This window comes from Kitasatospora sp. NPDC004240, from assembly GCF_053603215.1.
On sequence record NZ_JBSGFD010000049.1, the window covers coordinates 11,059 to 33,216 of the forward strand.

A 22,158-nucleotide genomic window follows, 5' to 3' on the forward strand; every position below is an offset into this window, starting at 1 on the left:
GACCGCTGACGGGCAACCGCTGACGGCTGACGGATTTCGCTCGACGAATGGCGGATGACAGATTTTGAAATCTGTCATCCGCCATTTGCTATCCGTCGTCCGTCATCCGAAGTCCGGCGACGGTCATCCGTCAGCTGTCATCTGCCGTCCGTCATCCGCCACCGCTCAACCGCCACCGCTCAACCGCCACCGCTCAACCGCCATCGCCCATCCGTCCGCCCCGTCACCCCAACTCCACCGGCAGCGGCTCGCTGTGCAGCACCGCGAGCCCCGACACCGCCCGGGTGAGCGCCACGTACAGGCGGCGCAGTCCCGTCCGCTGGTCCGGTTCGCCAGCGACCACCGCGGCGGGTTCGTCCAGGACCACGTAGTCGTACTCCAGACCCTTGGCCAGCGACGCCGGTACCAGGGTGAGCCGGGCCTCCGCGCTGGTCTCGGTGCCCGGCGCGAGGAACGACAGGCCGGCCGCCGTCAGGGCGTCGGCGAGCACCGGGACGCGCTCGTCGGCGGCGATCAGCCCGGTCGAGCCCTCGCGCTCCAGCGCGCGGTGGCAGGCGGCGACCACCTTCGCCTCCAGCGCGCCCGCCTCCGGCACGTGCGTGATCGTCAGCGACCCGGGCGCCTCGCGGACGGAGGTGGCCGGGGCGAGCCCGGGGGCGATGGCGGGCAGCAGCCGGGAGGCGTAGGCGATGACCTCCTCGGGCACCCGGAAGCCCTTGGTGAGCTCCTCGATGTGCGCGGCCGGCTTGCCGAGGTGGTGCAGGGCCTCGGGCCAGCCGCCGGTCGCCCAAGGGGTGGTGCCCTGGGCGAGGTCGCCGAGGACGGTGGCCGAGCCGGTGGTGCAGCGGCGGCCGACCGCGCGGTACTGCATGGGGGAGAGGTCCTGGGCCTCGTCGAGCACCACGTGGCCGAGCGAGGGCGTGCGCTGCACCAGGTCGGCGGCCTCGTCGACGAGGACGGCGTCGGCGGGCGTCCAGCGGGCGGTCCTCACCGAGCGGTCGGGCCTGGCCCGGAGCACGGCGCGCTGCTCGTCCTCGTCCAGGACGCCGTCGGCGCACTCGGCGAGGAAGTCGGGTTCGGAGAGCAGCCGGAGTACCAGCTTGGCCGGGTCGACCGGCGGCCAGCACTGCTTGACCACGGCCTTGACCGCCGCGTTGCGGGCCACCGCGTCCTGCACCCGGTCGTCGGGGGCCTCGCCGCCCTGCTCCATCTTCACCAGGACGGCGTGCGCGATCCGCTGCGGCAGCGCGTCCCGGGCGGCGCCGTAGCGGATGTCGCGGCCCTTCAACTCCTCGATGATCTCGATCAGTTCGTACGCCGGTACGCGCCAGCGCCGGGAGCCGCGGACGACCACGCAGGCCTCGGTGGGCAGGGTGATGCCGGAGCGCACCGCCCGGCGCAGCACCTCGGCCATCCGGGCGTCGCCCTTGAGCCGGGCCGCCCCGGGGTCGTCCTCCGCCCGGACCTCGACGTGGGCGACGAGCTGCTGCACGGTGGCCTGGGCCACGTCGAGTTCGCCGAGGGCGGGCAGCACCTGCTCGATGTAGGAGAGGAAGGCGTTGTTGGGGCCGATGACCAGGGTGCCGGTGCGGGCCAGCCGCTCGCGGTGCGCGTACAGCAGGTAGGCGACACGGTGCAGTCCGACAGCGGTCTTCCCGGTGCCGGGGGCGCCCTGGACGCAGATCGAGCCGGTGACGTCGGCGCGGACGATCTCGTCCTGCTCGGGCTGGATGGTGGCGACGATGTCGCGCATCGGTCCGACGCGGGGCTTCTCGATCTCGGCGGCGAGCAGCGCGGAGGCGGTCTCCGGTTCGGCCGGGTCGCTGAGGTGCTCGTCCTCGTAGGCGGTGAGTTCGCCGCCGGTGTAGCCGAAGCGGCGGCGGCGTTCGACGTCCATCGGTTCGGTGCGGCTGGCCCGGTAGAACGGCTGGGAGACCGGCGCGCGCCAGTCGATCACCATCGGGTCGCCGCCGGCGTCGTGGACGTGGCGGCGGCCGATGTAGAAGTTCTCCCCGCCGCCGCCCTCGGACCGCTCCGCGCTGATCGCGTGCAGGTAGTCGAGGCGGCCGAAGAACAGCGGGGTGTGCGAGAGGTCGGCGAGGGCGGCGATCCGGGCCTCGATCTGGTTCTGCAGGACGAGGGCGGTGACCCAGGTGCCGGTGACGTCGCGGATGTCGAGGGCCTGGACGTCCTCGCGCATCGCCCGCAGCGCGGCCCTGGAAGCGGCCAGGTGGTCGCGTTCACGCTGGAGCGGATCGGTGGTGGGGGTGGCGGGCACGGCGAACCTTCCCGGCTGCCCCGGAGACGGGCGCAGCGGATCGTAGGAGCTTCACGGTGGAGATCGGCCGACCGGTTGCCGTGCGGTCGACGCCTCCCCCGGCTGCCTGCGGGAGTTCAGCAGGTACCACGGTTCGGGAGGGGGCAGACGAACGATCTTAGACCTCCGGGCCGCCCGGTTCCAGCCCCTTTCGAGGGGGACGGCCTCCCGCGGGCCCGGCGGTACCGGACCCGCGGGAGGCCGGGTCATACCCCGGTAGGGCTGCCATCAGGGAGTACCCGACCAAGGTCTAAGGGCTTCCGTACACCCGGAGGACGACCTACGTCCCGCCGGATACGGCCTTTGGGGTGATGTGCCCGGCGCGTTCGGAACCTACCGTGGAAGACATGAGCACCGTACCCGCGGCGCCTCGCGTGCCGTCCCCCAAGAACCAGAAGTCCACCTCCACCCGACCCTCCGGCTCCACGGCCGCCACCGGCCCGGGCCGCCGCCACCACCCCTTCCGGACCGCCGTCCGCAACGTGGGCATCGCCCTCGACACCGCCGCGCGCGTGGTCTTCCTCGGGCGCGACGGCGTCTAGTACCGAGGCCCCGGCGGTCGAGCACACCGGCCGCCCCGGGGCCACCGGCCGCCCTGCCACCGACCGCCCTGTCACCGACCGCCCTGTCACCACCGACCGCCCCCGTCGCCGGCCGCCACTGTCACCGGCGTCACCGACCGCCCCGGCGCCACCGGCCCGTCAGCGGGCGGTCGCGGAGGTCACAGCACGTCGTCCGCGTCGATGATGCGGTAGGCGTACCCCTGCTCGGCGAGGAAGCGCTGCCGGTGGGCGGCGAAGTCCTGGTCGACGGTGTCACGGGCCACCACGGAGTAGAAGTGGGCCGCGTGGCCGTCGGCCTTGGGCCGCAGCACGCGGCCGAGCCGCTGGGCCTCCTCCTGCCGGGAGCCGAAGGTGCCGGAGACCTGGATGGCCACGGTGGCCTCGGGCAGGTCGATGGAGAAGTTGGCGACCTTCGAGACGACCAGCACGCCGATCTCCTTGGCGCGGAAGGCGTCGAAGAGCTTCTCGCGCTGGGCGTTGCTGGTCTCGCCCTTGATCACGGGGGCGCCCAGGACCTCGCCCAGCTCGTCGAGCTGGTCGATGTACTGGCCGATGATCAGGGTCTGGTCCTTCTCGTGCTTCTTCACCAGGGCCTCGACGACCCGCCGCTTGGTGGCGGTGGTGGCGCAGAAGCGGTAGCGCTCCTCGGGCTCGGCGGTGGCGTAGGCGAGCCGTTCGGAGTCGGTGAGGGTGACCCGGACCTCGCAGCAGTCGGCGGGCGCGATGTAGCCCTGGGCCTCGATCTCCTTCCAGGGCGCGTCGAAGCGCTTGGGGCCGATGAGTGAGAAGACGTCGCCCTCGCGGCCGTCCTCGCGCACCAGCGTGGCGGTCAGGCCGAGCCGACGGCGGGCCTGGAGGTCGGCGGTGAACTTGAAGACCGGCGCCGGCAGCAGGTGCACCTCGTCGTAGACGACCAGGCCCCAGTTGCGGGCGTCGAAGAGCTCCAGGTGCGCGTAGACGCCCTTCCGCCTGGTGGTCATCACCTGGTACGTGGCGATGGTGACCGGGCGGATCTCCTTCCGGGTGCCGCTGTACTCGCCGATCTCGTCCTCGGTCAGCGAGGTGCGCTTGACCAGTTCGTGCTTCCACTGGCGGGCCGAGACGGTGTTGGTGACCAGGATCAGCGTGGTCGACTTGGCGTGCGCCATGGCGGCGGCGCCGACCAGCGTCTTGCCGGCGCCGCAGGGCAGCACGACCACGCCGGAGCCGCCGTGCCAGAAGCCCTCGACGGCCTGGGCCTGGTACGGGCGCAGCTGCCAGCCGTCCTCCTCCAGATGGATCGGGTGCGCCTCACCGTCCACGTACCCGGCGAGGTCCTCGGCGGGCCAGCCGAGCTTGAGCAGGACCTGCTTGATCTGGCCGCGCTCGGACGGGTGGACGACCACGGTGTCGGGGTCGACCCGGGCGCCGACCAGCGGGACGATCTTCTTGGAGCGCAGCACCTCCTCCAGCACCGGGCGGTCGGTGGTGGTGAGCACCAGGCCGTGGGTGGGGTGCTTGGTGAGCTGGAGCCGCCCGTAGCGGGCCATGGTGTCGGCCACGTCCACCAGCAGCGCGTGCGGCACCGGGTAACGCGAGTAGTTGACCAGGGCGTCGACCACCTGCTCGGCGTCGTGCCCGGCCGCGCGCGCGTTCCACAGGCCCAGCGGGGTGACCCGGTAGGTGTGGACGTGCTCGGGCGCCCGCTCCAGTTCGGCGAAGGGGGCGATGGCGCGCCGGCAGTCGGCGGCCCTGGGGTGGTCGATCTCCAGGAGAAGCGTTTTGTCGCTCTGGACGATGAGCGGTCCGTCGTTCACGCGGGGAAGCCCTCCACTGGCTCGGCTGGTCGGACTGGTTCGACGCAGACCCTCCAGTGTCGCGCATCCGGGGGCGCGGGTGGGCGGCTACTTCCACTCGTAGACCTTGCCGGTGGACTTGCCGCCGGCGTCGACCTCGAACTCGAAGACTCCGACGACCCCGTTGAGCTTCTCGAACCGCGGTGAGGCGGTGCTGAAGAAGAGCGAACCGCGGAAGCTGGTGCCGCCGTTCTCGGTGAAGTGGCCGATGCCCGAGCCGTGCCAGCTGAAGGTCTGGCCGTCGGAGGTCATGTCCACACCCTGGCCCTCGCCGTAGAGCGTGCCGTCGGCCCGGAGTTCGGACTCGTACGTGCCCCATTCGGTGACCGGGATCCCGTAGGTGGTGCCGGTGCCCTCGAACGACACCTCGACCACGGGGTGTCCGTCGGCGGTGGCGATGACCCGGCGGACGGTGTCCTGGGCCTGGAGTTCGCCTATCAGATCGCCGAGCATGATGGTTCCTTCCGGGAGTCCCCCCTTCCCCCTCCCTCCGGACTACGCCGCGGGGCGGGCGCCGTCAACCCTCGGCCGGCCCGGCCCGCCTCCCGTTCGGCCCGCCTCCGCGGCCCGCCTCCCGTTCGGCCCGGTGACCGTGGCGCCCGCTCCTCGTTGAGCACGGCATGAACAAGTCGAAGCGTGTCCTCACCGCTCTCGCCCTCGCCGGTTCGGCCCTGGCCGCCACCGCCTCCTCCGCCGGTTCGGCCCACGCCGTGGCCGGGATCGGCGAGGGCGTGGGCGGTCCGCTGGCGGCGCCGGGCTTCCTGCTCGCCGACGTGGTCAGCGGGGGCAGCCTGCCCGTCGGCCAGGGCGAGATCGGCTCGCTGGCCGACCAGGCGATCAAGGAGAAGATGAAGCAGTCCCAGCAGGGTCACTGACCGCGCCGACGGCGGTGGCCCGGACGGTGACGGCCCGGACGACGGCCCCTCGCCGCTCCCGGGCCGTCGTCGCCGTCCCGGCTCTCCGTCACTCCTCCACCTCCGCCACGCCGGTGATCCGGTGCAGGGCGAAGGTGCGCAGCTCGTCGGCGTGGTGGTCGAAGGCGGTGACGTAGCCGCCCTCGACCTTGACGGGGTCGACCACCCGCTGGGAGGCCAGGCCCTCGGCGTTGATGTAGCCGATCCACATCCGCTCGCCGAGCAGGACGGCGGTCTGCAGCGCGGCCAGGGTGTCGGCGGCCGCGGTGCGCGGGAGTTGACGGGTGTCGGTGCGGGCGGGGCCGTTCTGGTGGAGGGTGGCGGCGGGGCCGGCCACGGTCTCGCGGCGGACGGCGGTGGCGGCCCGGTCGCCCGCCCGGACGGCCTTGACGGCGGCGCCGAGCAGCGCGTCGTCCGGGGTCGGCGGGCCGTCCGGGACGGGTGTCGGGGCGCTGCGCGGCGGGGTGCGGTGACTGTCCGGCCGGGTGATCAGCACATCGCCCTCGGCGGACTCGGCGGCCGGCGCGTACCCCATGGCGCGCAGGGTGGAGAGCAGCACGTCGGGGGCGGCCTGGGCGGCCAGGACGGTCGGGGCCAGCAGCCGCAGCCGCAGGTCGACGGAGCGCCGGTCGGCGAGCACCTCGGCGAGCAGCTTGGGGTCGTCGCAGCGCAGGTACGAGGAGGCGGCGCCGACCCGCAGCACGCCGTGCCGCCGCGCCACGTCGTCGATCAGGTAGGTCAGCGGCTGCGGGACGGGCGTGCGGGAGTGCTGCTCCAGGAAGGACCGCAGCTCGGCGGCGGTGCGGCCGGCGTCCAGCGCGCGGCGTACCGACGCGGTGGTGAAGCGGTAGACGGTGGCGCCGCCCTTGGACTCGACGTCGGCGCAGAGCGCGAGCGCCTGGGCGAGCGGGGTGAGCAGCGGGCCGGGGGCGATCGCGGTGAGGTCCGGCTGCAGGATGACGTGGTCCAGCGGCCGGGGCAGCAGCGGGGCGAGTACCTCGGCGGGGTCGGCCTCGGCGGTGAGCAACGCGCGGCCGGGGGCGGCGAGGGCGCCGCGGCCGGTGACGCCGAGCAGTTCGGCCTCGGCGAGGGTCCGGTCGACCAGGTCGTCGCGCAGGTCGCGGGGCGCCCGGCCGCCGGGTGCGGCGGTGGCCGCGGGGGCGGCCTCGCCGGGGTGACCGGTGACCGGCCCGCCGCGCAGCGGGCGCTGCCAGCGCAGCGTGGGCAGCAGCTCCTCGGCGGTGGCGGGGGTGCCGGGAGGCAGGACGGCGAGCAGGGCGAGGGTGGCCCGGCGGACGGACGGGGCGAGGGTGCGGTCCAGTTCGGGGCCGAGGGCGGCGCGCGGCTTGCCCTTGCCGTCGGGGGTGCCGGTGAGCGCGGCGACGCGGGTGGTGGCGAGCCAGGTGCCGGCCAGCAGCGCCCAGCGGTCGGCGGCGTCCTGCTGGAGCCAGCCGTCGTACGCGGGGGTGGGTGCCCAGCGCTCGTCGGCCTCGCCGTCGGGGGCCAGCAGGCCCGCGGTGTAGGCGAGTTCGAGCCAGAACGCGGTCTGCTGCTCGGTGGTGTCCAGGGCCTGCGCGGTGCGCTTGAGGTCCCGTACGCCGAGGCCGCCGGCGCGCAGGGTGGGCGGCGGGGTGAGGCCCCAGAGGTCGAGCAGTTCCTCGACGACGCGGACGGCGGTGTGGGCCTGGCCGGCGGCGGCGGCGTCCACGGCCTGTGGATCGCGCGGGGCGGTGGTGGGGGCCGGCTCGGGCGCGGCCGGTTCGACGGTGCGGTGGGTGCGGCCGCCGCGCAGGTGCAGGGCGAGCTCGCGGGGCAGCACCACGCTGCCCGGGCCGGAGGGCAGCAGCAGGCCCCGGGCCAGCAGCCACTCCACCGGGCTCTGCGCGTCCTCGGCGGTGACCGGGCGGGCGGCGTCCGGGACGGTGCCGGTGGGCGGGCCCCAGACCAGGCGCTCCAGCAGGCGCAGCGCCGGTTCGGGGGCGGTGGCGAGGAGGGCCTCGCAGCGGGTGCGGTCGGCGAGCAGGGCGGTGAGCGCGGCGACGGCGGTGACCGGGTCCGGGGTGGCGGGCAGCCCGGCCGAGGCGAGCAACTGCTGGAGCCGGGCCGGCGACATGCCCACGGTGGCGTCGGCGAGGGTCGGGCCCAGGCCGGTGCGACCGGGGTTGGCGGCGGTCGGTGCCAGCGCCTCGCGGACCGCGATGACCAGGCGCAGGTTGTTGTCCGGCCCCCAGAGCAGGGCGCGGTCGCGCAGCGTGGCGAGCGCCCCGGGCAGTGCGGCGGCCACGGCGGCCCGGTCGGCGGCGGTGAGCGGGGTGGCGCCGGGGTGCGGCTTCACCCGGGACGGGCCGGTCAGCAGGGACTTGACCACGGCCGGCGTGGTGCCGTCGGGGGCGGCGGCGAGCGCCTCCGCGGTCTGCAGGGTGAAGCGGTCCAGCCGTTCGAGCGCGCGCAGCGCCGAGGCCCGGGAGGAGAGCCGGGCGGCCAGCTGGGTGAGGTCCACGGGCACCGGGTTCAGCAGGTCGGGGCGGGACCGCAGCAGGACGGCGAGCGCGTCGTCGGTGCGGCCGCGCAGCTCCTCCGCCAGCGTGCGGGGGGCGGTGGACGCCCGGCCGGAGCCGCCGGTGGCGCGGCCGGTGCTGCCGCCGGAGCGTTGGGGGCCCTGCTGTGTGGTCATTCGACCTAGGTTAGTCGTCGGTGGTGTCGGAGGGGACCGGTCGGCGTGGGGCCGGATCGGGTGGGTAGCGTCTGACCGGCGGGGACGGGCGCGGCGAGGCGGGGTGTTCGGTGATGGTGGACGGCGAGTGGTGGCGCAAGCGGGGGCCGTGGCGCGAGTCGTCCGGCGCGGGCGGTCCGGGTGAGGCGTCGGGGGGTGAGGTGTCGGGCGGGACGTCGGGTGAGGCGTCGGCGGATCAGGACAGCGTGTACGCACCGGAGCCGGCCCGTCCGGCCGACCCGCCGCATCCCGCCGAGCCCCCGCGCACGGTGGAACCCCCGCGCACGGCCGGGCGTCCGGCCGGGTCCGCGTACACCGCCGAGCCCTCGCACCCGGCCGGGTCCTCCGAGTCCTCCGGGACGTCCGGCCCGGAGGACGAGCTCCCGCCGTCGGTGATGTCGGCCGCCGGGCCTGAGGGCTGGGACTTCGTGATGTACGACTTCTCGGACACCCCCAAGGCGCCGCCCGCTCCGATCCCGGAGCAGCGCACCGCGCCGGAGGAGGAGTCGGCGGCCGCGGAGCCGGGCGGGGCGTCGGACGGGAAGCCGGGCAAGGCCGCGGGCCGGCCGGGGCCCGGCCGGCCCGCGAAGGCGGAACGGTCCTCCGGGCCGGGTGTTCTGACGGGGCGCCGGCCCTCCCCGCTGCTGCTCCTCTCCTCCGGCGTGCTGGTCGGGGGTGCGGTCACCGGGCTGATGCTGGTGATGCTCGCCGGGTGGGGGGTCGGCTACCTCTCCCGCCAACTGAGCGACTTCACCCGCAAGTTCGCGGTTCTCGGGATTCCGCTGATGACGATGAGCGCGACCACCCTGTGGTTCTGGGGCCGCGCCGACGGCCGCTGGGGTGAGGCCCTTCGGCCGGGCCAGCAGGTCGGCGCCGAGACCTGGGCCGCCGCACCGCTGGCCCTGCGGGTGGCAGCGGTCCTGTCGGCGGTGTTCCTCCTCGCCGTGGCGATGAGGCGCCGCGGCGCCGCGGCCGGCGGCTGACCGCCGGACATTCGGAGTCCCCGGTGTCCCCGGTGTCCCCGGTGGCGCCGACTCCCCGGTATCCACGGTGTCCCCGGTGGCGCCGGCTCCCCTGCGACCGGCGCCACCGGGGAGCCGCCCCGGCCGGCCGTCGTCGTCCCCCGTTTCCCACGACGACGCCGGCCGGCCGGGTGCTCCCATCCTCGGCGGCCACCGGCCCGGGCCGCCTCCACCCACCGATCCGACCGTCTCCCCCGGGTGGGGGAGACGGCCCGGGGCCGGTGCGGTCGGCGGGCTGCCGCGGATCGCCGCCGCCTTCGCCGGCCGGCCGACCCGGCGGACGGGCTTCTCGCCGGGCCCGCCCGCCGAGAAGCCCCCTGAGCTGGGCCGTTCCGCCCCGGGGCGGGTTTTAGGACGTGGTCGGAAAATTCTTCGAAACCGACTGCAACCACAGCGGGCGCCACACGTCCAGTTCATTGAGAGGCGCGGACGGGTGATCATCCGTCCGCGGGCCGACGGACTCGTGGGCCGTCGCAGCCGCTCACTCAATCGTTCTGTCGCATCCGGCGCCGCCGAACCCTGTGTTCGGCATGTCCATGACATCCATCTGTGTCTCCAGGGGGAACCATGTCCAGCACCGCCCGTGTCCGCCGTCCGCGCCGCACCGTCGCCGCCGCGGCCGCGCTCGGAGTCGTCGCGCTCTGCGGCTCGCTCGCGCTCCCGGCGCAGGCCGCCTTCGCCGCCGGGGCGAAGGCCGCGACGCTGTCGGTCCACGCGCCGGCCACGGTCGGGTTCGCCGGACAGCCGGTCGGCTACACCACGACCATCACCAACACCGGCACCGAGGCCGCCACCTACACGCTCGCCCTGAAGACCACCACCGACGGCGGCACGCCGCCGGACGCGATCACGATCGGCTACAAGGACCCCGCGAACGGTCAGTGGAAGACGGTGGCGCTGCAGTACGGGCAGGGCCCCGGGCGCACGGTCACCTACGAGGGCACCGTCCCCGGCGTCACCGTCCAGGCCGGCAAGGCGGTCAAGCTGGACATGCGCATCGGCGCCCCCATGGGCCGGCCGCACAACGGCGCGACCAACGGCGGCTTCCGGTCCATCTCCCTGAGCTCGCGCCTGATCACGCCCGGATCGTCGGACGTGGCCGAGCAGATCAGCACGATCGGGGTGGCCTCCATCAGGACCTCGCTCGCCCACGTGCCCGCCACGGCGGTCGCCGGCGGGGACCCGGTCGAGTTCGACGCGGTGCTGGCCAACCCCACCCCGTCCGCCTACGTCAACCTCGGCAACGTGCTCTTCACCGACAGCCACGCCACGGTCCAGGTCCGCAAGGCGGACGGCACGTGGACCACGCTGAAGAAGGTGTCCTCCGCCGACCCCGACCAGAAGCCCGGCGTCTACCTGCAGGGCCGTGACTCCTCCATCGGGGCCGGGAAGACCACGGTGACCCGGGTCCGCGTCTCCTACGACCGGACCACGCCGCTGGGCGCGACCGAGATCAACCCGTGCGTCTTCGTCAACGAGGGCTCCCCGTTCCGGGGGACGACCCACTGCGTGCAGGGCAGCACCGTCAAGATCGTCGCCCCCGCCAAGGCCCCGGCGACGACCCCCGCCCCCACCAAGGCGCCCGCCCCGGCCTCCGGCGCGGCCGCGCAGACCAAGCCGGTGGCCGAGGTGAAGCCGGCCGCGGCCCCCGCCGCCCCCGTCGCGGACGCCTCCACCGCTCCTGCCGCGCCCGCCACGGGTCAGCTCGCCGCCACCGGCGCCGAGTCCAGCGTGGTCCCGGCCACCGTCGCCGGCGTGCTGGCCACCCTCGGTGCCGGCGCGGTCCTCCTCGCCCGCCGCCTGCGCCGTCAGTCCTGAGGCACGGGTCCGTCACCGGACCGGGAACGCGGCGGGCCCCTCACCGGTGGCGGTGAGGGGCCCGTTCGCGGACCGGCGCGGTGGCGGGGTCAGCCGGCGAGCTGCTTCTCCGGGGCGGCCGGGGCGGCCTCCGCCTCGGTGACCCCGGTGGCCTCGGCGTCCTGCGCCGGGGCCTGCGGCCTGGTGCCACGCATCACCACGGCGGCCAGGACCGCGGCGGCGAGGACGCCGATCGCGCTGATGGTGAAGGTGGTCGACATCGAGGAGGTGAAGGCCTCCCGGGCGGCGTGGACCAGTCCGGCGTCGCCGTTCGAGACCGCGAGCGCCCCGGCGATCGACTGCTTGGCGGCCTCCGGGGCGTCGGCCGGCATCCCGGCGGCGTAGCCGCTGGTCAGCAGCGAGCCGAGGATGGCGATGCCGAGCGCGGTGCCGGCCTGCTGGATGGTGTCGTTCAGGGCGGAGCCGACGCCGGCCTTCTCCTCGGGGATGGTGCCCATCAGGGCGCCGACCGCGGCGGGCATCGCGAGGCCGGCGCCGAGGCCGAGCAGACCGAGCGCGACGGCCGGGACGGCGAAGGAGGTGTCCGCCGAGACGGTGGTCAGCAGGGCGAACGAGGCGGCCATGACGATCATGCCGATCAGGACCAGGAGGCGGTGGCCGATCCTGGCGGTGAGCCCGGCGCCGGCGCCGTTGCCGATCAGGGCGGCGACGGCCAGCGGGACGAAGGCGAGGCCGGCCTTGACGGGGGAGTAGTCCAGGACGAACTGCAGGTACTGGGTGAGGACCAGGAGCAGGCCGCCGTTGCCGATCTGCACCAGGGTGAGCGAGAGCGAGCCGCCGCTGAAGTCGCGCTGCTTGAACAGGGCCAGCGGGACCATCGGCGAGGAGGTGACGTTCTCCCAGACCACGAACCCGCCGAGGGTGACGACCGCGACCGCCAGGGTGAGCAGCGAGCGGCCCTCGAAGGCGCCGTGCTGCGGGATCTCGATGATCCACCAGATCAGGGCGGTCATGCCGACCGCGGACAGGACCGCGCCCAGCGGGTCGGGCTTCTGCCACGGGCCCTTGGACTCGGGCATCAGGGTGAGGCCGGCCACCACGGCCAGGGCGACGATCGGCACGTTGATGAAGAAGATCGACTGCCAGGAGAAGTGGTCGATCAGGACGCCGCCGAGCACCGGGCTGCCGACCAGGCCGAGCATCGACACCGAACCCCAGGCCGCCATGGCCTTGCCGCGCTCGTCCTCCTCGAAGACGGTGATCAGGATCGACAGGGTCGAGGGCATGATCAGGGCGCCGCCGACGCCCATGGCGACGCGCGAGGCGATCACCTCGCCGGGGTCGGTGCAGAAGGTCGCGGCCAGCGAGGCGGCCCCGAAGAGCAGCAGGCCGATGATCATGATCTTCCGTCGGCCGAACCGGTCGCCCAGGCTGCCGGAGGTCAGCAGCAGTCCCGCGAACACCAGGATGTAGGAGTCGAGGATCCACTGGGTGTCCTGGGCGCTCGCGCCCAGTTCGCGGGTCATCGACGGCACCGCGACCGTCAGGGCCATGCTGTCGACGACCAGGACCAGGGTGCTCAGGCAGAGCACGATCAGGATCCACCAGCGACGTGGATTGCGGGCTTCCATGGTTGTTCCCCTCCGAGGTGCGTACACCGTTCCTGCGATGCGAACACTGTACGCATCTGCGTACAGTGTTCGCAAGTGGCGATTGTTGTACGCTCGACGCGAACGGTGTGCGCAAGAGAGTGGAGGAACGTCATGGCCGCCAGGAGCACCCCCGCCGCCCAGGCCGACGCGGTCCCGTCCGTGTGGGCCAGACGGCAGCGCGAGGCCGAGCAGCCCGGGCTCAGCAGCGACCTGATCGTCCGCGAGGCGATCGTCATGCTGGACGCCGAGGGCATCGAGGCGCTCAGCATGCGCAAGCTCGCCGCCCGGCTGAACGCCGGTGCCACCTCGCTCTACCGGCACGTGGCCACCAAGGACGAGCTGATGGAGCTCGCGTTCGACGAGGTGGTCGCCGAGGTCACCGTCCCCTCGGTCGAAGGCCCCGAATGGCGTGCGGCGATCACCGGGGCGGCCACGTCCTTCCGCGCGATGGCGCTGCGCCACCCGTGGGTGTCCTCGGTCCTGGGCCAGGCGGGCCTGGCCTACCTCGGTCCCAATCTGATGCGCTTCTCCGAGCGCCTGGCCGACCTCTGCGTCGCCGCGGGATTCCCCGAACCGGTCCGGGCGATCGACCCCGTCTTCGCGTACGTCATCGGGATGAGCACCACCGAGGCGGCCTGGCTCAACACGGTCGCCCGCTCCGGGGAGACCGAGGCCGGGTTCATCGCCCGCCTGATGCCCGCCGCCCAGCGGGTCGCCGCCGACCACGACCACCTCGCCGAGGCGTACGCCGCTGCGGCGGCCCAGGCCGTGGACCCGGTCGCCTCCCGGGACGCCCGGTTCGCGCTCGGGCTGGAGACCGTCCTGGACGGTCTGGCGCTGAGGCTCGCCCGCTGACCGCCGCGCCCGTTCCGTGACGCGGTGCCCCGACTGTCACACCCGGCGCCCGGCGCCCGGCGCCCGGTGCCCGGCGCTCAGGCGCCGAGCAGGCGCTGCAGCTCGGCGAGGACGTTGTTGGCGCCGGTGTAGCCGATGCCCTGGTACCAGAGCCGGTCGTCCACGGGGAACGCCCGGTGGGCCCGGACCGCGCCGAGGGACTGCCAGGCCGGGCTCGCCAGGACGGCCGTGGTGCCGGCCCGGTCGGGGTCGCCGTAGGTCGCGTACAGCAGCAGGTCGCCGTCGGCCCTGGGGAGGTCGCGGGCGAGCTGGTCCGGCGGCACCTCCACGGCGAACCGGTCGAGGTTCTGGGCGTCCGGGCGCGGGAGTTGGACGTCGGCGAGCACGGTGCCGAGGAAGTTCTGCCGGCCGTAGAGCCGGATCCCGCCGCCCTCGACGAAGCGGACCAGGCTGATCCGCCGGCCCGAGGCGTGCGCGTCCGCCAGCGTCTGGACCATCTGGGAGACGTGCCGCTGGTAGGAGCCGACGAAGGCGGCGGCCGCGGCCTGCCGGCCGAGGGCCTGCGCGTGCACCTGGAAGTTCGCCTTCCAGGGCGCGCCGGTGGTCTCGGTGAGGACGGTCGGGGCGATCGCGCGCAGCCGGTCGTAGCGGGCGCCGTCCCGGGTGCGGTTGGAGAGGATCAGATCGGGTCGCAGCGCGCGGACCGCGTCGAGGTCGGGGTCGCCGACGGCGCCGACCCAGGCGACCGGGGCCAGCCGGAGGGCGGGCCAGTGCTCGGGGAAGGCGGCGTCGGCGGCGGCCCGGGCGGCGCCGACCGGGGTGATGCCCAGGGTCAGCGCGGAGTCGAACTCGGCGGTGTCCAGGGTGACCACCCGCAGCGGGGCGCCCGGGACGGTCACCGGGCCCATCGCGGTGTCGACGGTGACGTCGGGCACGGGCGCCGGGCTGGGCGGGAGCGAGGCGGGCGGCCCGGAGACGTCCGGCGGCCCGCCGCTCCCGGGCGAACCGGTGCTCCCAGGCGCCCCGGATTCGCCGGGGGCGTCGGGGGCGTCGGTGGCGTCGGACGGCGGGGCCGTCCGTGCGGCGGTGCAGCCGGCGGTGAGGGCGGCGGCGCCGAGCCCCGCGAGCAGGGCGCGGCGGGAGAGCGGGGGCATCGGCGCTCCTCGGACACGGTCGGTGCGCGGTCGTACCGGTACGCGGCCGGACGTGCCGGTACGCGGTCGGGGCGCGTCGATTATGTCCGAAATGTCACCGTGGGTCGCCGTGACGCACAGGGCGCGCCCCTGACGGCCGGCGACGGTCCCCGCGGCCCGGCCGTCCGGGTCGCGAGACGTCAGGGTCGAGAAGTCCGAGCGGAAGGGCCCGGGTGGAAAACCCCGGGTGGCGGCCCGGGCCGGGTCGATAGCCTGGCGGCATGCTCAGCACCGCGAACACCCGGCTCACCGTCGGCTTCGACCTCGACATGACCCTGCTCGACACCCGGCCCGGCATCAGGGCCACCTACGTGGCGCTCGCCGCGGAGACCGGGGCGCACATCGACGCCGACCTCGTGGTCACCCGGCTCGGCCCGCCGCTCCTGGACGAAATGCGCAACTGGTTCCCGGAGGCCGAGGTGGAGGCGGCCGCCACCCGCTACCGCGAGCTCTACCGCGACTACGCCTTCGGCCCCACCGTGGCGCTGCCCGGCGCGCACGAGGCGATGGCCGCGGTCCGCGCCCACGGCGGCCGGGTCGCCGTGATCACCGGCAAGTACGAACCGAACGCCCGCCTCCACCTGGAGCACGCGGGCATGTACGCGGACGCGCTGGCCGGCGACCTGTGGGCGGAGACCAAGGGCGACGCGCTGCGCGAGCACGGCGCCGGCGTCTACGTGGGCGACCACCTCGGCGACATCCGGGGCGCCCGGCACGCCGGCGCGGTCGCGGTGGGCGTGGCCACCGGCCCGTACGGCGCCGAGGAGCTGAGCGCGGCGGGCGCGGACGTGGTGCTGGCGGACCTCACCGCCTTCCCGGCCTGGCTGGCCGGGCACCTGGCGGCGAAGAACTAGGACCCTCCCGCGGGGCCCGGCGTCAGGCGTCCGCCCGGGCCCGGCGGCGCTGGGCCCGGACGTTCAGCAGCAGGCCGGCCAGGGCGAACAGGAAGCCCAGCGGCATCGTCATGCTCAGCCAGTACGCGGCGCTCGGCAGCGGCGTCCGGTGCAGGAAGAGCGGCACGAAGGTGATCAGGGTCGCGAGCGCGCCCAGGCCGAAGACGATCGTGCCGGCCTTGACCAGGACGTCGCCGGGGTCGGCGGCGGCCCGGGGGGCGGTCGCGGCGCTCGGGCTGGTCGCGGTGCTCCGGCTGCTCACGGGGGCGCTCCTTGACTGGCGGGGGACGTGGCCGGCCACCAGTCTGGCAGAGCGGGCCGGGGCGCTCCGCCGGGCCGCCGATCCGTCACGTTGCGCAGTTTCCCGGAAGCTGGGAGTTTTGATCCCTGCTGGGCGGGGGTATGCAGGCTGTGCCGAGGGGCGCGACGGGTGCGCCCCGCTTCTTCGCGACCGGGGGTGTGAGCCTGTGGACAGCGTCCCGCGCCCGGGCCGTGCCGCGACCGGGTCGCCCGCGGCCGCCAGATCCGGGTACGGATCTTCGGCGGAACGCGGATGAGGTCGTAACGGACCGTTAGTCTGCTCCCTACAGCGTGCTGATCACGAGCGCCCGCCGGGCGCGGAGCGAAGGTCGGCCCGCCCTCCCACCATCCAGTGATCCCCGGCCAGGGCCGGGATCCCTCACACCCACATCGAGGACTGTTCGAGATGCCCACCGGCCAGGTCAAGTGGTTCAACGAGACGAAGGGCTTCGGCTTCCTGTCGCGCGACGACGGCGGCGACGTCTTCGTCCACACCAAGGCGCTGCCCACCGGTGTCACCGCGCTGAAGCCGGGCCAGCGGGTCGAGTTCGGCGTGGTCGCGGGGCACCGCGGCGACCAGGCGATGGCGGTGCAGCTGCTGGACGCCCTGCCGTCGGTGGCCGCCGCGCAGCGCAAGAGCCCGGACGACATGGCCGCGCTCGTCCAGGACCTCATCACGATGATGGACGCGGTGCTGCCGGGCCTCCAGCACGGCCGTTACCCGGCCAAGCCGGCCGCCCAGAAGCTGGCCGGGGTGCTGCGCGCGGTGGCCGACCAGTTCGACATCTGACCCGGCCGGGGAAGGACCCACAAGGACCCAGAAGGACCTAGAGGTCGAGCGCACCCGGGTCGACCGGGGGCACCAGCCCCTCGGCGGCGGCCCGGGTGAGCAGCGCGCGCACGGCGGCGTGGCCCTCCTCGCCCAGGTCGGCGGTGAACTCGTTCACGTACAGGGCGATGTGCTGGTCGGCGACGGCCGGGTCCATCTCCTGCGCGTGCGCCAGGACGTACGCGCGGCTCGCCTCCGGGTCCGCCCAGGCCTGCCGGACGGAGTCGCGGATCGTCCCGGTCAGTTCGCGCAGCCGCTCGGCGCCCAGCGAGCGACGGGCGACGATCGCGCCCAGCGGGATCGGCAGGCCGGTCTCCCGCTCCCAGGCCTCGCCCATGTCGGCGAGGCTGCGCAGCCCGTACCGCTGGTAGGTGAAGCGGGCCTCGTGGATGACCAGGCCGGCGTCCACCAGGCCGTCCCGGACGGCGGGCATGATCTCGTGGAACGGCAGCACCACGATCCTCCCCAGCCCGCCGGGCACCGCCCGGGCGGCCCAGAGGCGGAACAGCAGGTAGGCGGTGGAGCGCTCGGAGGGGACGGCGACGGTCCGGCCGGAGAGGTCGTCCGGGGTCTCCGGGCGGGTGAGCACCAGCGGGCCGCAGCCCCGGCCCAGCGCGCCGCCGCACGGCAGCAGCGCGTACTCGTCCAGCACCCAGGGCAGCGCGCCGTAGCTGATCTTGAGGACGTCGAGCTCGCCGCGCTCGGCCAGGCCGTTGGTGACGTCGATGTCCGCGAAGGTGACCTCGGGCGCCCCGGCCCCCGGCACCAGGCCGTGTGCCCAGGCGTGGAACACGAAGGTGTCGTTGGGGCAGGGCGAGTAGGCGACGCTCAGCGGCTCAGCCACGGCCGGTCTCCTTCGACTTCGACGGTTCGGGCACCGCGGGCGCGGACGCCGCCAGCAGCTCGGCGTGGGGGAGCGCGGCGAAGGCCCGCTCCAGGGCGGCCAGCGCCTCGCCGATCCGCCAGGCGGCCCGGTCGCGCGGGCCGACCGGGTTGGAGACGGTCCGCAGCTCCAGCGCGGGCACCCCGTGCCGGGCGGCGGCCTCCGCGACCCCGAAACCCTCCATCGCCTCGGCCACCGCGCCCGGATGGCGGGCGGCCAGTTCGGCGGCCCGGCCGGCGCTGCCGGTGACGGTGGAGACGGTCAGCACGGTGCCGGTGACGGCGTCCAGCGCCCGCGCGGCCACCGCCACCGCGGCCGGCGGCGGGGTGTGCCGCACGGTGCCGAAGCCCAGGTCGGTGACGGAGGCGAAGCCCTCGGGCGTCTCGGCGCCCAGGTCGGCGGCGACGATCGCGTCGGCGAGCACGGTGGCGCCGACCGGCGCGTACGGGGCGAAGCCGCCGGCGATCCCGGCGGAGACCACCAGGTCGTACCGGTGGGCGGTGAGCGCGGCCGAGGCGGCGGCGGCCGCGGCGGCCGGGCCGACCCCGCCGGCCAGCACGTCGAGCGTCACGCCCGACGGGTGGTGGGCGCGGCGCAGTTCACCGCCGGGCAGCGGCAGCGGGCGGGCGCCGTCGGGTAGGCCGCGCAGGACGGCCTCCGCCTCGGCCCCGACCGCGACGACGACGAGCAGCCGGGCCCGCTCGGGGTCCGACTGCTCGTGCGTACGCGGCGTGCTGGTCACCGGACCGTCAGGAGTCCTGGGTGTTCAGCTGGAAGTACCAGACGGCGTAGATGTCCTCGGACTCCTTCGGACCGGACTCGACCACGGTCACCACGGTCTTGCCGGAGGCGTGCAGCGCGCGGGAGGCGCCCACCGAACCGGAGAAGGTGTTGCCGGTCTGCGACGGGGCCAGCACGAAGCTGCCGGTGCCGGTGGCGCTGCCGCCGTTGGTGTTGGCCCACCAGGTGCGCTCCGCCACGGCGGGGCTGACGCCGACCGCGATGCGGTCGCTGGCCACCACGTCGGAGCTGGGCAGCTTGCCCGCCTTCATGGCCTCACCGGCGCGGGTGCGGCAGTCCGTCTGCTGCTCCTCGGTGAGCGGCTTGCCGCCGTTGAAGCAGAACGGCTGCTCGACGGTGCTGGAGTTGCCCACGACGAGGGTGGCGGTGTGGTCGGACGGCACGGGCTCGCCCGAAGCGACGGCGACGGAAGCGCCGACCGTGGCGGCACCGATCACGACGACGGCGCCGATGGCGGCGATGGCACGGGTGCTGAGGCTCATGCGTCAGAGGCTACCGGGCATCACCGATCACGCTACGCGGGGGTACGCCACAGCGTGTTGCCACCGGGTCGCGGCCTGCGGGCCGGGGAGGGCACTACGCCACCCGGGGGGCGGCCGGGCGGCGGCGCAGACCGACCCGGAACAGGCTGCGGACCGTCAGCAGCAGCACCAGGCCGACCACCCCGGCCGCCAGTGCCAGGCCCATCGTGCCGTTCAGCGGCAGCAGGATGCCGACCGTTCCGCCCACCACCCAGGACAGTTGCAGCAGGGTCTCCGAACGGGCGAACGCCGAGGTCCGTACCGCCTCGGGGACGTCCCGCTGGATCAGCGAGTCCAGCGACAGCTTGCCCAGCGAGGCCGCGGTGCCGGCCACGAACGCCACCAGGACCACCGTGACCACGCCGTACCAGAGCGCCGCGGCCGCCGCCGCCCCGGTGGCCAGCGCCAGCATCGCGGTGACGGTGGCCTCCTGGCCCCGGGTGCGCAGCCAGGAGCCCAGCACCGAGCCGGTCGCGTTGCCGGTGCCGGCCGCCAGCGCGACCAGGCCCAGCGCCACGGTCGGGTCCAGCCCGCCGATCGGGTCCTCGCGCAGCAGGAAGGCCAGGAACATCACCAGGAAGCCGACCAGCCAGCGCAGCGCCGCCATCGCCCGCAGGGCGAGGATCACCGAGGGGCCGACGGTCCGCAGGTTGGCCTTCGGACGGTCCGCCTTGGCGCGGTCGGCCCTCGCACGGTCGGGCTGCGCGCGGTCGGGCTTCGCCGCCGGGGGCTCGGGCGACGGGGCGGCCTGACGCGCGTGCAGGTGGGGTGCGTGCAGGTGGGGCCCGTGGTGCTCGTGCTCCTCGGCGTGCAGCACCGCCCGCTGCTCGCCCTTGGCGGAGTCCACCTTGTGCGGCAGGTGGAAGGCCATCAGGGTGCCGACCACGAACACCAGGAACGCGCCGCGCAGCGGCCAGCCCGGCCCGATCAGGTGCAGCAGTCCGCCGACCCCGGCGGCCACACCGGTGGCCAGCAGTCCGGCCAGGGTGACCCGGGAATTCGCCTTCACGAGTGAAAGCCGGCTCGGCAGCAGACGGGGCACCACGACGCTGCGCACCACCCCGTACGCCTTGGACGCCACCAGGACGCCCAGCGCCTCCGGGTACAGGGCCAGGCTGCCGGTGGTCACGGTGCCGGCCATCGTCCAGGCGAGGACGGCGCGGGCCAGCATCGACATCGCCATCGCGGCCCGGCGGCCGTGCGGCAGACGGTCCAGCAGCGGGCCGATCACCGGGGCGAGGATGGCGAACGGCGCCATGGTGATCAGCAGGTAGAGCGCGACCCGGTCGCGGGCCTCGCCGGTCGGGACGGAGAAGAAGATGGTCGAGGCGAGCGCCACGGTGATCAGCATGTCGCCGAAGGAGTTCAGCGCGTGCAGCTCGATCAGCTTGGCGAGACCGGACTCGCCGGCGCCCTCGGCCGAGGTGGCGCGGCGGATCCGGCGGCCGGTGCCGTGCACCACCTTGCCGGTGCGGGAGCCGGCGGCGGAGGCGGTGCGGACCAGCAGGTTGGGCCGGTCGGCCGGCTCCTCCTCGTCCGGCGACTCCTCGTTCGGCGCCGCGGGCTCCCCGGGGCCGTCCGGGGGTGTCGCGGTGAGCTCCCCGGCGGGTTTCGTCAGGTCCACCGGCGTCGGCGCGGGCTCCCCCGCGGACGGCGGGGAGCCGGTCTCGGCCTGCGGTTCTTCCGCGGCCAGGACCGGGGGCTGCTGTCGCGGCACGGCGCCCGCCTCGTCGGGGCTGCCGGCCTGCGAGGCGTGCAGTGCGTGCGACGGTTTCTCGTCCGCCACACAGCCCATCCTGCCCCAGAAACGCCGCGACGACGCGGGAACGGCCTTCGTACGGCGCGGCCGGGGCCCCCGGCTGTTACGATCCGCCGCCCCGGACTGTGTCCGACGGCCGACCGACGGGTAGCCTGCCCAGGGCCGTCCGTGCTCACGGGTCCCCTCCGTCCGACCCGTCGAGGCGTCGGCCGGAGCGCGAGAGCGGCGCGGTCGGTACCCGCGACGGCCCCGGGTCGCGCAGAATGGACGAGGGAAACCTAGCCGCGACGGAACAGGCAACACGCCGTGGGCGACAGAAGAACTGGGAGAGAATCGACGCCGTGAGTGCTGCGATGCGAAGCCGTACCCCTGATCGGCTCTGTGCCGAGGCCGTCGAACTCGCCCGGCAGGCGGCCGTCGAGGCGGTCGGGGACGAGACCGTGGGATCACACCTCGGGGCCCAGGCGGAGGGCGAACGCGTCGTCACCCACACCTTCGAGTGTCTGGACGCCGCCTACCGTGGCTGGCACTGGGCCGTCACCGTGGCCCGGGCCGCCCGCGCCAAGAACGTGACCCTGGACGAGGTCGTGCTGCTGCCCGGCCCCGACGCCGTCCTCGCCCCGCAGTGGGTGCCGTGGAGCGAGCGGCTGCGTCCGGGTGACATGGGCCCCGGCGACCTGCTGCCCACCGACGCGGACGACCTGCGCCTGGAGCCCGGCTGGAGCGGCGAGGACGAGCCCGCGCCCAACTCCGCGATGGCCATGGCCGCGGACGAGGACGTCGTGGTCACCGACCCGCACATCCAGCCCGCCCCGGCCCGCGCCCAGATCGGCGCCGTCGCCGAGGAGCTCGGCATGGGCCGCAGCCGGGTGCTGTCCCGGCTGGGCCTGCACCTGGCCGCCGACCGCTGGGAGAAGGCGCACGGCCCGCAGACCCCGATGGCCCAGGCGGCCCCCGCCTCCTGCGCCAGCTGCGGCTTCCTGATCCCGATCGGCGGCTCGCTCGGCCAGGCCTTCGGCGTCTGCGGCAACGAGTTCGGCCCGGCCGACGGCCAGATCGTCTCCTTCGCGTACGGCTGCGGCGGGCACTCCGAGGCCGCCGTGATCCCGGCCCCGCCGGCGCCGTCCGAGCTGATCCTGGACGAGCTGGTGGTCGAGCCGCTGCAGCTCCACCCGGACCGCGACTCCGGCTCCGTCGAGCCCGACGCCCCCGCCGAGGAGCTCGGCCACTCCTGAGCACCGGCTCCCGCCCCGGGAGTCCCGCGCCGGCCCGCCCCACCCGCACCGGGAG

General features: G+C 74.8%; 19 protein-coding genes. 8 read left to right on the forward strand and 11 right to left on the reverse strand.

The window, feature by feature from the left end; all coding sequences use genetic code 11:
- Positions 1-223: 223 nt before the first annotated feature.
- Positions 224-2,278 carry a HelD family protein gene (locus ACWEQL_RS15765; RefSeq protein WP_452150810.1) on the reverse strand — a complete coding sequence of 685 codons (2,055 nt, stop codon included), beginning with the start codon at positions 2,276-2,278 and terminating at the stop codon, positions 224-226.
- 386 nt (positions 2,279-2,664) lie between these two features.
- Between ACWEQL_RS15765 and ACWEQL_RS15770 the strand changes: the two genes are divergently transcribed.
- Positions 2,665-2,859 (forward strand): hypothetical protein, encoded by a 195-nt coding sequence (locus tag ACWEQL_RS15770; protein ID WP_452150811.1) that lies wholly within the window; start codon positions 2,665-2,667, stop codon positions 2,857-2,859.
- A gap of 179 nt (positions 2,860-3,038) precedes the next feature.
- On the opposite strand, the gene ACWEQL_RS15775 is transcribed toward ACWEQL_RS15770, so the two are convergent.
- A complete protein-coding gene (locus tag ACWEQL_RS15775; RefSeq protein WP_452150812.1) occupies positions 3,039-4,676 on the reverse strand; it encodes a DNA repair helicase XPB in 1,638 nt (545 codons plus the stop codon).
- Between the two features lie 87 nt (positions 4,677-4,763).
- A complete protein-coding gene (locus ACWEQL_RS15780) occupies positions 4,764-5,168 on the reverse strand; it encodes a hypothetical protein (RefSeq protein WP_452150813.1) in 405 nt (134 codons plus the stop codon).
- Between the two features lie 167 nt (positions 5,169-5,335).
- Between ACWEQL_RS15780 and ACWEQL_RS15785 the strand changes: the two genes are divergently transcribed.
- Positions 5,336-5,590, forward strand: coding sequence for a hypothetical protein (locus tag ACWEQL_RS15785; protein ID WP_452150814.1), 255 nt, complete (start codon positions 5,336-5,338; stop codon positions 5,588-5,590).
- A gap of 88 nt (positions 5,591-5,678) precedes the next feature.
- Here the strand turns inward: ACWEQL_RS15785 and ACWEQL_RS15790 are convergent, their stop codons facing one another.
- A complete protein-coding gene (locus ACWEQL_RS15790) occupies positions 5,679-8,303 on the reverse strand; it encodes a helicase C-terminal domain-containing protein (RefSeq protein WP_452150815.1) in 2,625 nt (874 codons plus the stop codon).
- 245 nt (positions 8,304-8,548) lie between these two features.
- On the opposite strand from ACWEQL_RS15790, the gene ACWEQL_RS15795 reads away from it, so the two are divergent.
- A complete protein-coding gene (locus tag ACWEQL_RS15795; protein WP_452150816.1) occupies positions 8,549-9,325 on the forward strand; it encodes a hypothetical protein in 777 nt (258 codons plus the stop codon).
- A 606-nt stretch (positions 9,326-9,931) separates the two neighbouring features.
- Positions 9,932-11,182 (forward strand): hypothetical protein, encoded by a 1,251-nt coding sequence (locus tag ACWEQL_RS15800; protein WP_452150817.1) that lies wholly within the window; start codon positions 9,932-9,934, stop codon positions 11,180-11,182.
- Positions 11,183-11,271: 89 nt separating this feature from the next.
- Here ACWEQL_RS15800 and ACWEQL_RS15805 read toward each other — a convergent pair whose 3' ends face one another.
- Positions 11,272-12,813 carry an MFS transporter gene (locus ACWEQL_RS15805; protein ID WP_452150818.1) on the reverse strand — a complete coding sequence of 514 codons (1,542 nt, stop codon included), beginning with the start codon at positions 12,811-12,813 and terminating at the stop codon, positions 11,272-11,274.
- Between the two features lie 132 nt (positions 12,814-12,945).
- Here ACWEQL_RS15805 and ACWEQL_RS15810 point away from each other — a divergent pair, with 132 nt between their 5' ends.
- On the forward strand, positions 12,946-13,689 hold the full coding sequence (locus ACWEQL_RS15810) for a TetR/AcrR family transcriptional regulator C-terminal domain-containing protein (protein WP_452150819.1): 744 nt from the start codon (positions 12,946-12,948) through the stop codon (positions 13,687-13,689).
- A gap of 77 nt (positions 13,690-13,766) precedes the next feature.
- Here the strand turns inward: ACWEQL_RS15810 and ACWEQL_RS15815 are convergent, their stop codons facing one another.
- Positions 13,767-14,843 carry an ABC transporter substrate-binding protein gene (locus tag ACWEQL_RS15815; protein WP_452150820.1) on the reverse strand — a complete coding sequence of 359 codons (1,077 nt, stop codon included), beginning with the start codon at positions 14,841-14,843 and terminating at the stop codon, positions 13,767-13,769.
- A gap of 260 nt (positions 14,844-15,103) precedes the next feature.
- Between ACWEQL_RS15815 and ACWEQL_RS15820 the strand changes: the two genes are divergently transcribed.
- Positions 15,104-15,736, forward strand: coding sequence for an HAD family hydrolase (locus ACWEQL_RS15820; RefSeq protein WP_452150821.1), 633 nt, complete (start codon positions 15,104-15,106; stop codon positions 15,734-15,736).
- Positions 15,737-15,758: 22 nt separating this feature from the next.
- On the opposite strand, the gene ACWEQL_RS15825 is transcribed toward ACWEQL_RS15820, so the two are convergent.
- A complete protein-coding gene (locus tag ACWEQL_RS15825; RefSeq protein ID WP_452150822.1) occupies positions 15,759-16,037 on the reverse strand; it encodes a hypothetical protein in 279 nt (92 codons plus the stop codon).
- A gap of 444 nt (positions 16,038-16,481) precedes the next feature.
- Here ACWEQL_RS15825 and ACWEQL_RS15830 point away from each other — a divergent pair, with 444 nt between their 5' ends.
- The gene (locus ACWEQL_RS15830; protein ID WP_452150823.1) at positions 16,482-16,865 is read left to right on the forward strand and encodes a cold-shock protein; all 384 of its coding nucleotides are present in this window, start codon (positions 16,482-16,484) and stop codon (positions 16,863-16,865) included.
- A 37-nt stretch (positions 16,866-16,902) separates the two neighbouring features.
- Here the strand turns inward: ACWEQL_RS15830 and ACWEQL_RS15835 are convergent, their stop codons facing one another.
- The 4 genes from ACWEQL_RS15835 to ACWEQL_RS15850 all read right to left on the reverse strand — a co-directional run bounded on the left by ACWEQL_RS15835 (position 16,903) and on the right by ACWEQL_RS15850 (position 20,613).
- The gene (locus tag ACWEQL_RS15835) at positions 16,903-17,748 is read right to left on the reverse strand and encodes a 1,4-dihydroxy-6-naphthoate synthase (protein ID WP_452150824.1); all 846 of its coding nucleotides are present in this window, start codon (positions 17,746-17,748) and stop codon (positions 16,903-16,905) included.
- Positions 17,741-18,529, reverse strand: a complete 789-nt coding sequence (locus tag ACWEQL_RS15840; protein WP_452150825.1) for a futalosine hydrolase — start codon at positions 18,527-18,529, stop codon at positions 17,741-17,743. The genes ACWEQL_RS15835 and ACWEQL_RS15840 overlap by 8 nt, the downstream gene beginning before the upstream one ends.
- A gap of 7 nt (positions 18,530-18,536) precedes the next feature.
- Positions 18,537-19,070, reverse strand: coding sequence for a hypothetical protein (locus ACWEQL_RS15845; protein ID WP_452150826.1), 534 nt, complete (start codon positions 19,068-19,070; stop codon positions 18,537-18,539).
- A 94-nt stretch (positions 19,071-19,164) separates the two neighbouring features.
- Entirely contained in the window at positions 19,165-20,613 is a 1,449-nt protein-coding gene (locus ACWEQL_RS15850; protein WP_452150839.1) for an MFS transporter, read from the reverse strand.
- Positions 20,614-21,221: 608 nt separating this feature from the next.
- Here ACWEQL_RS15850 and ACWEQL_RS15855 point away from each other — a divergent pair.
- Positions 21,222-22,103: a DUF3027 domain-containing protein gene (locus ACWEQL_RS15855; protein WP_452150840.1), complete on the forward strand. Its 882-nt coding sequence runs from the start codon at positions 21,222-21,224 to the stop codon at positions 22,101-22,103.
- Positions 22,104-22,158: the final 55 nt, after the last annotated feature.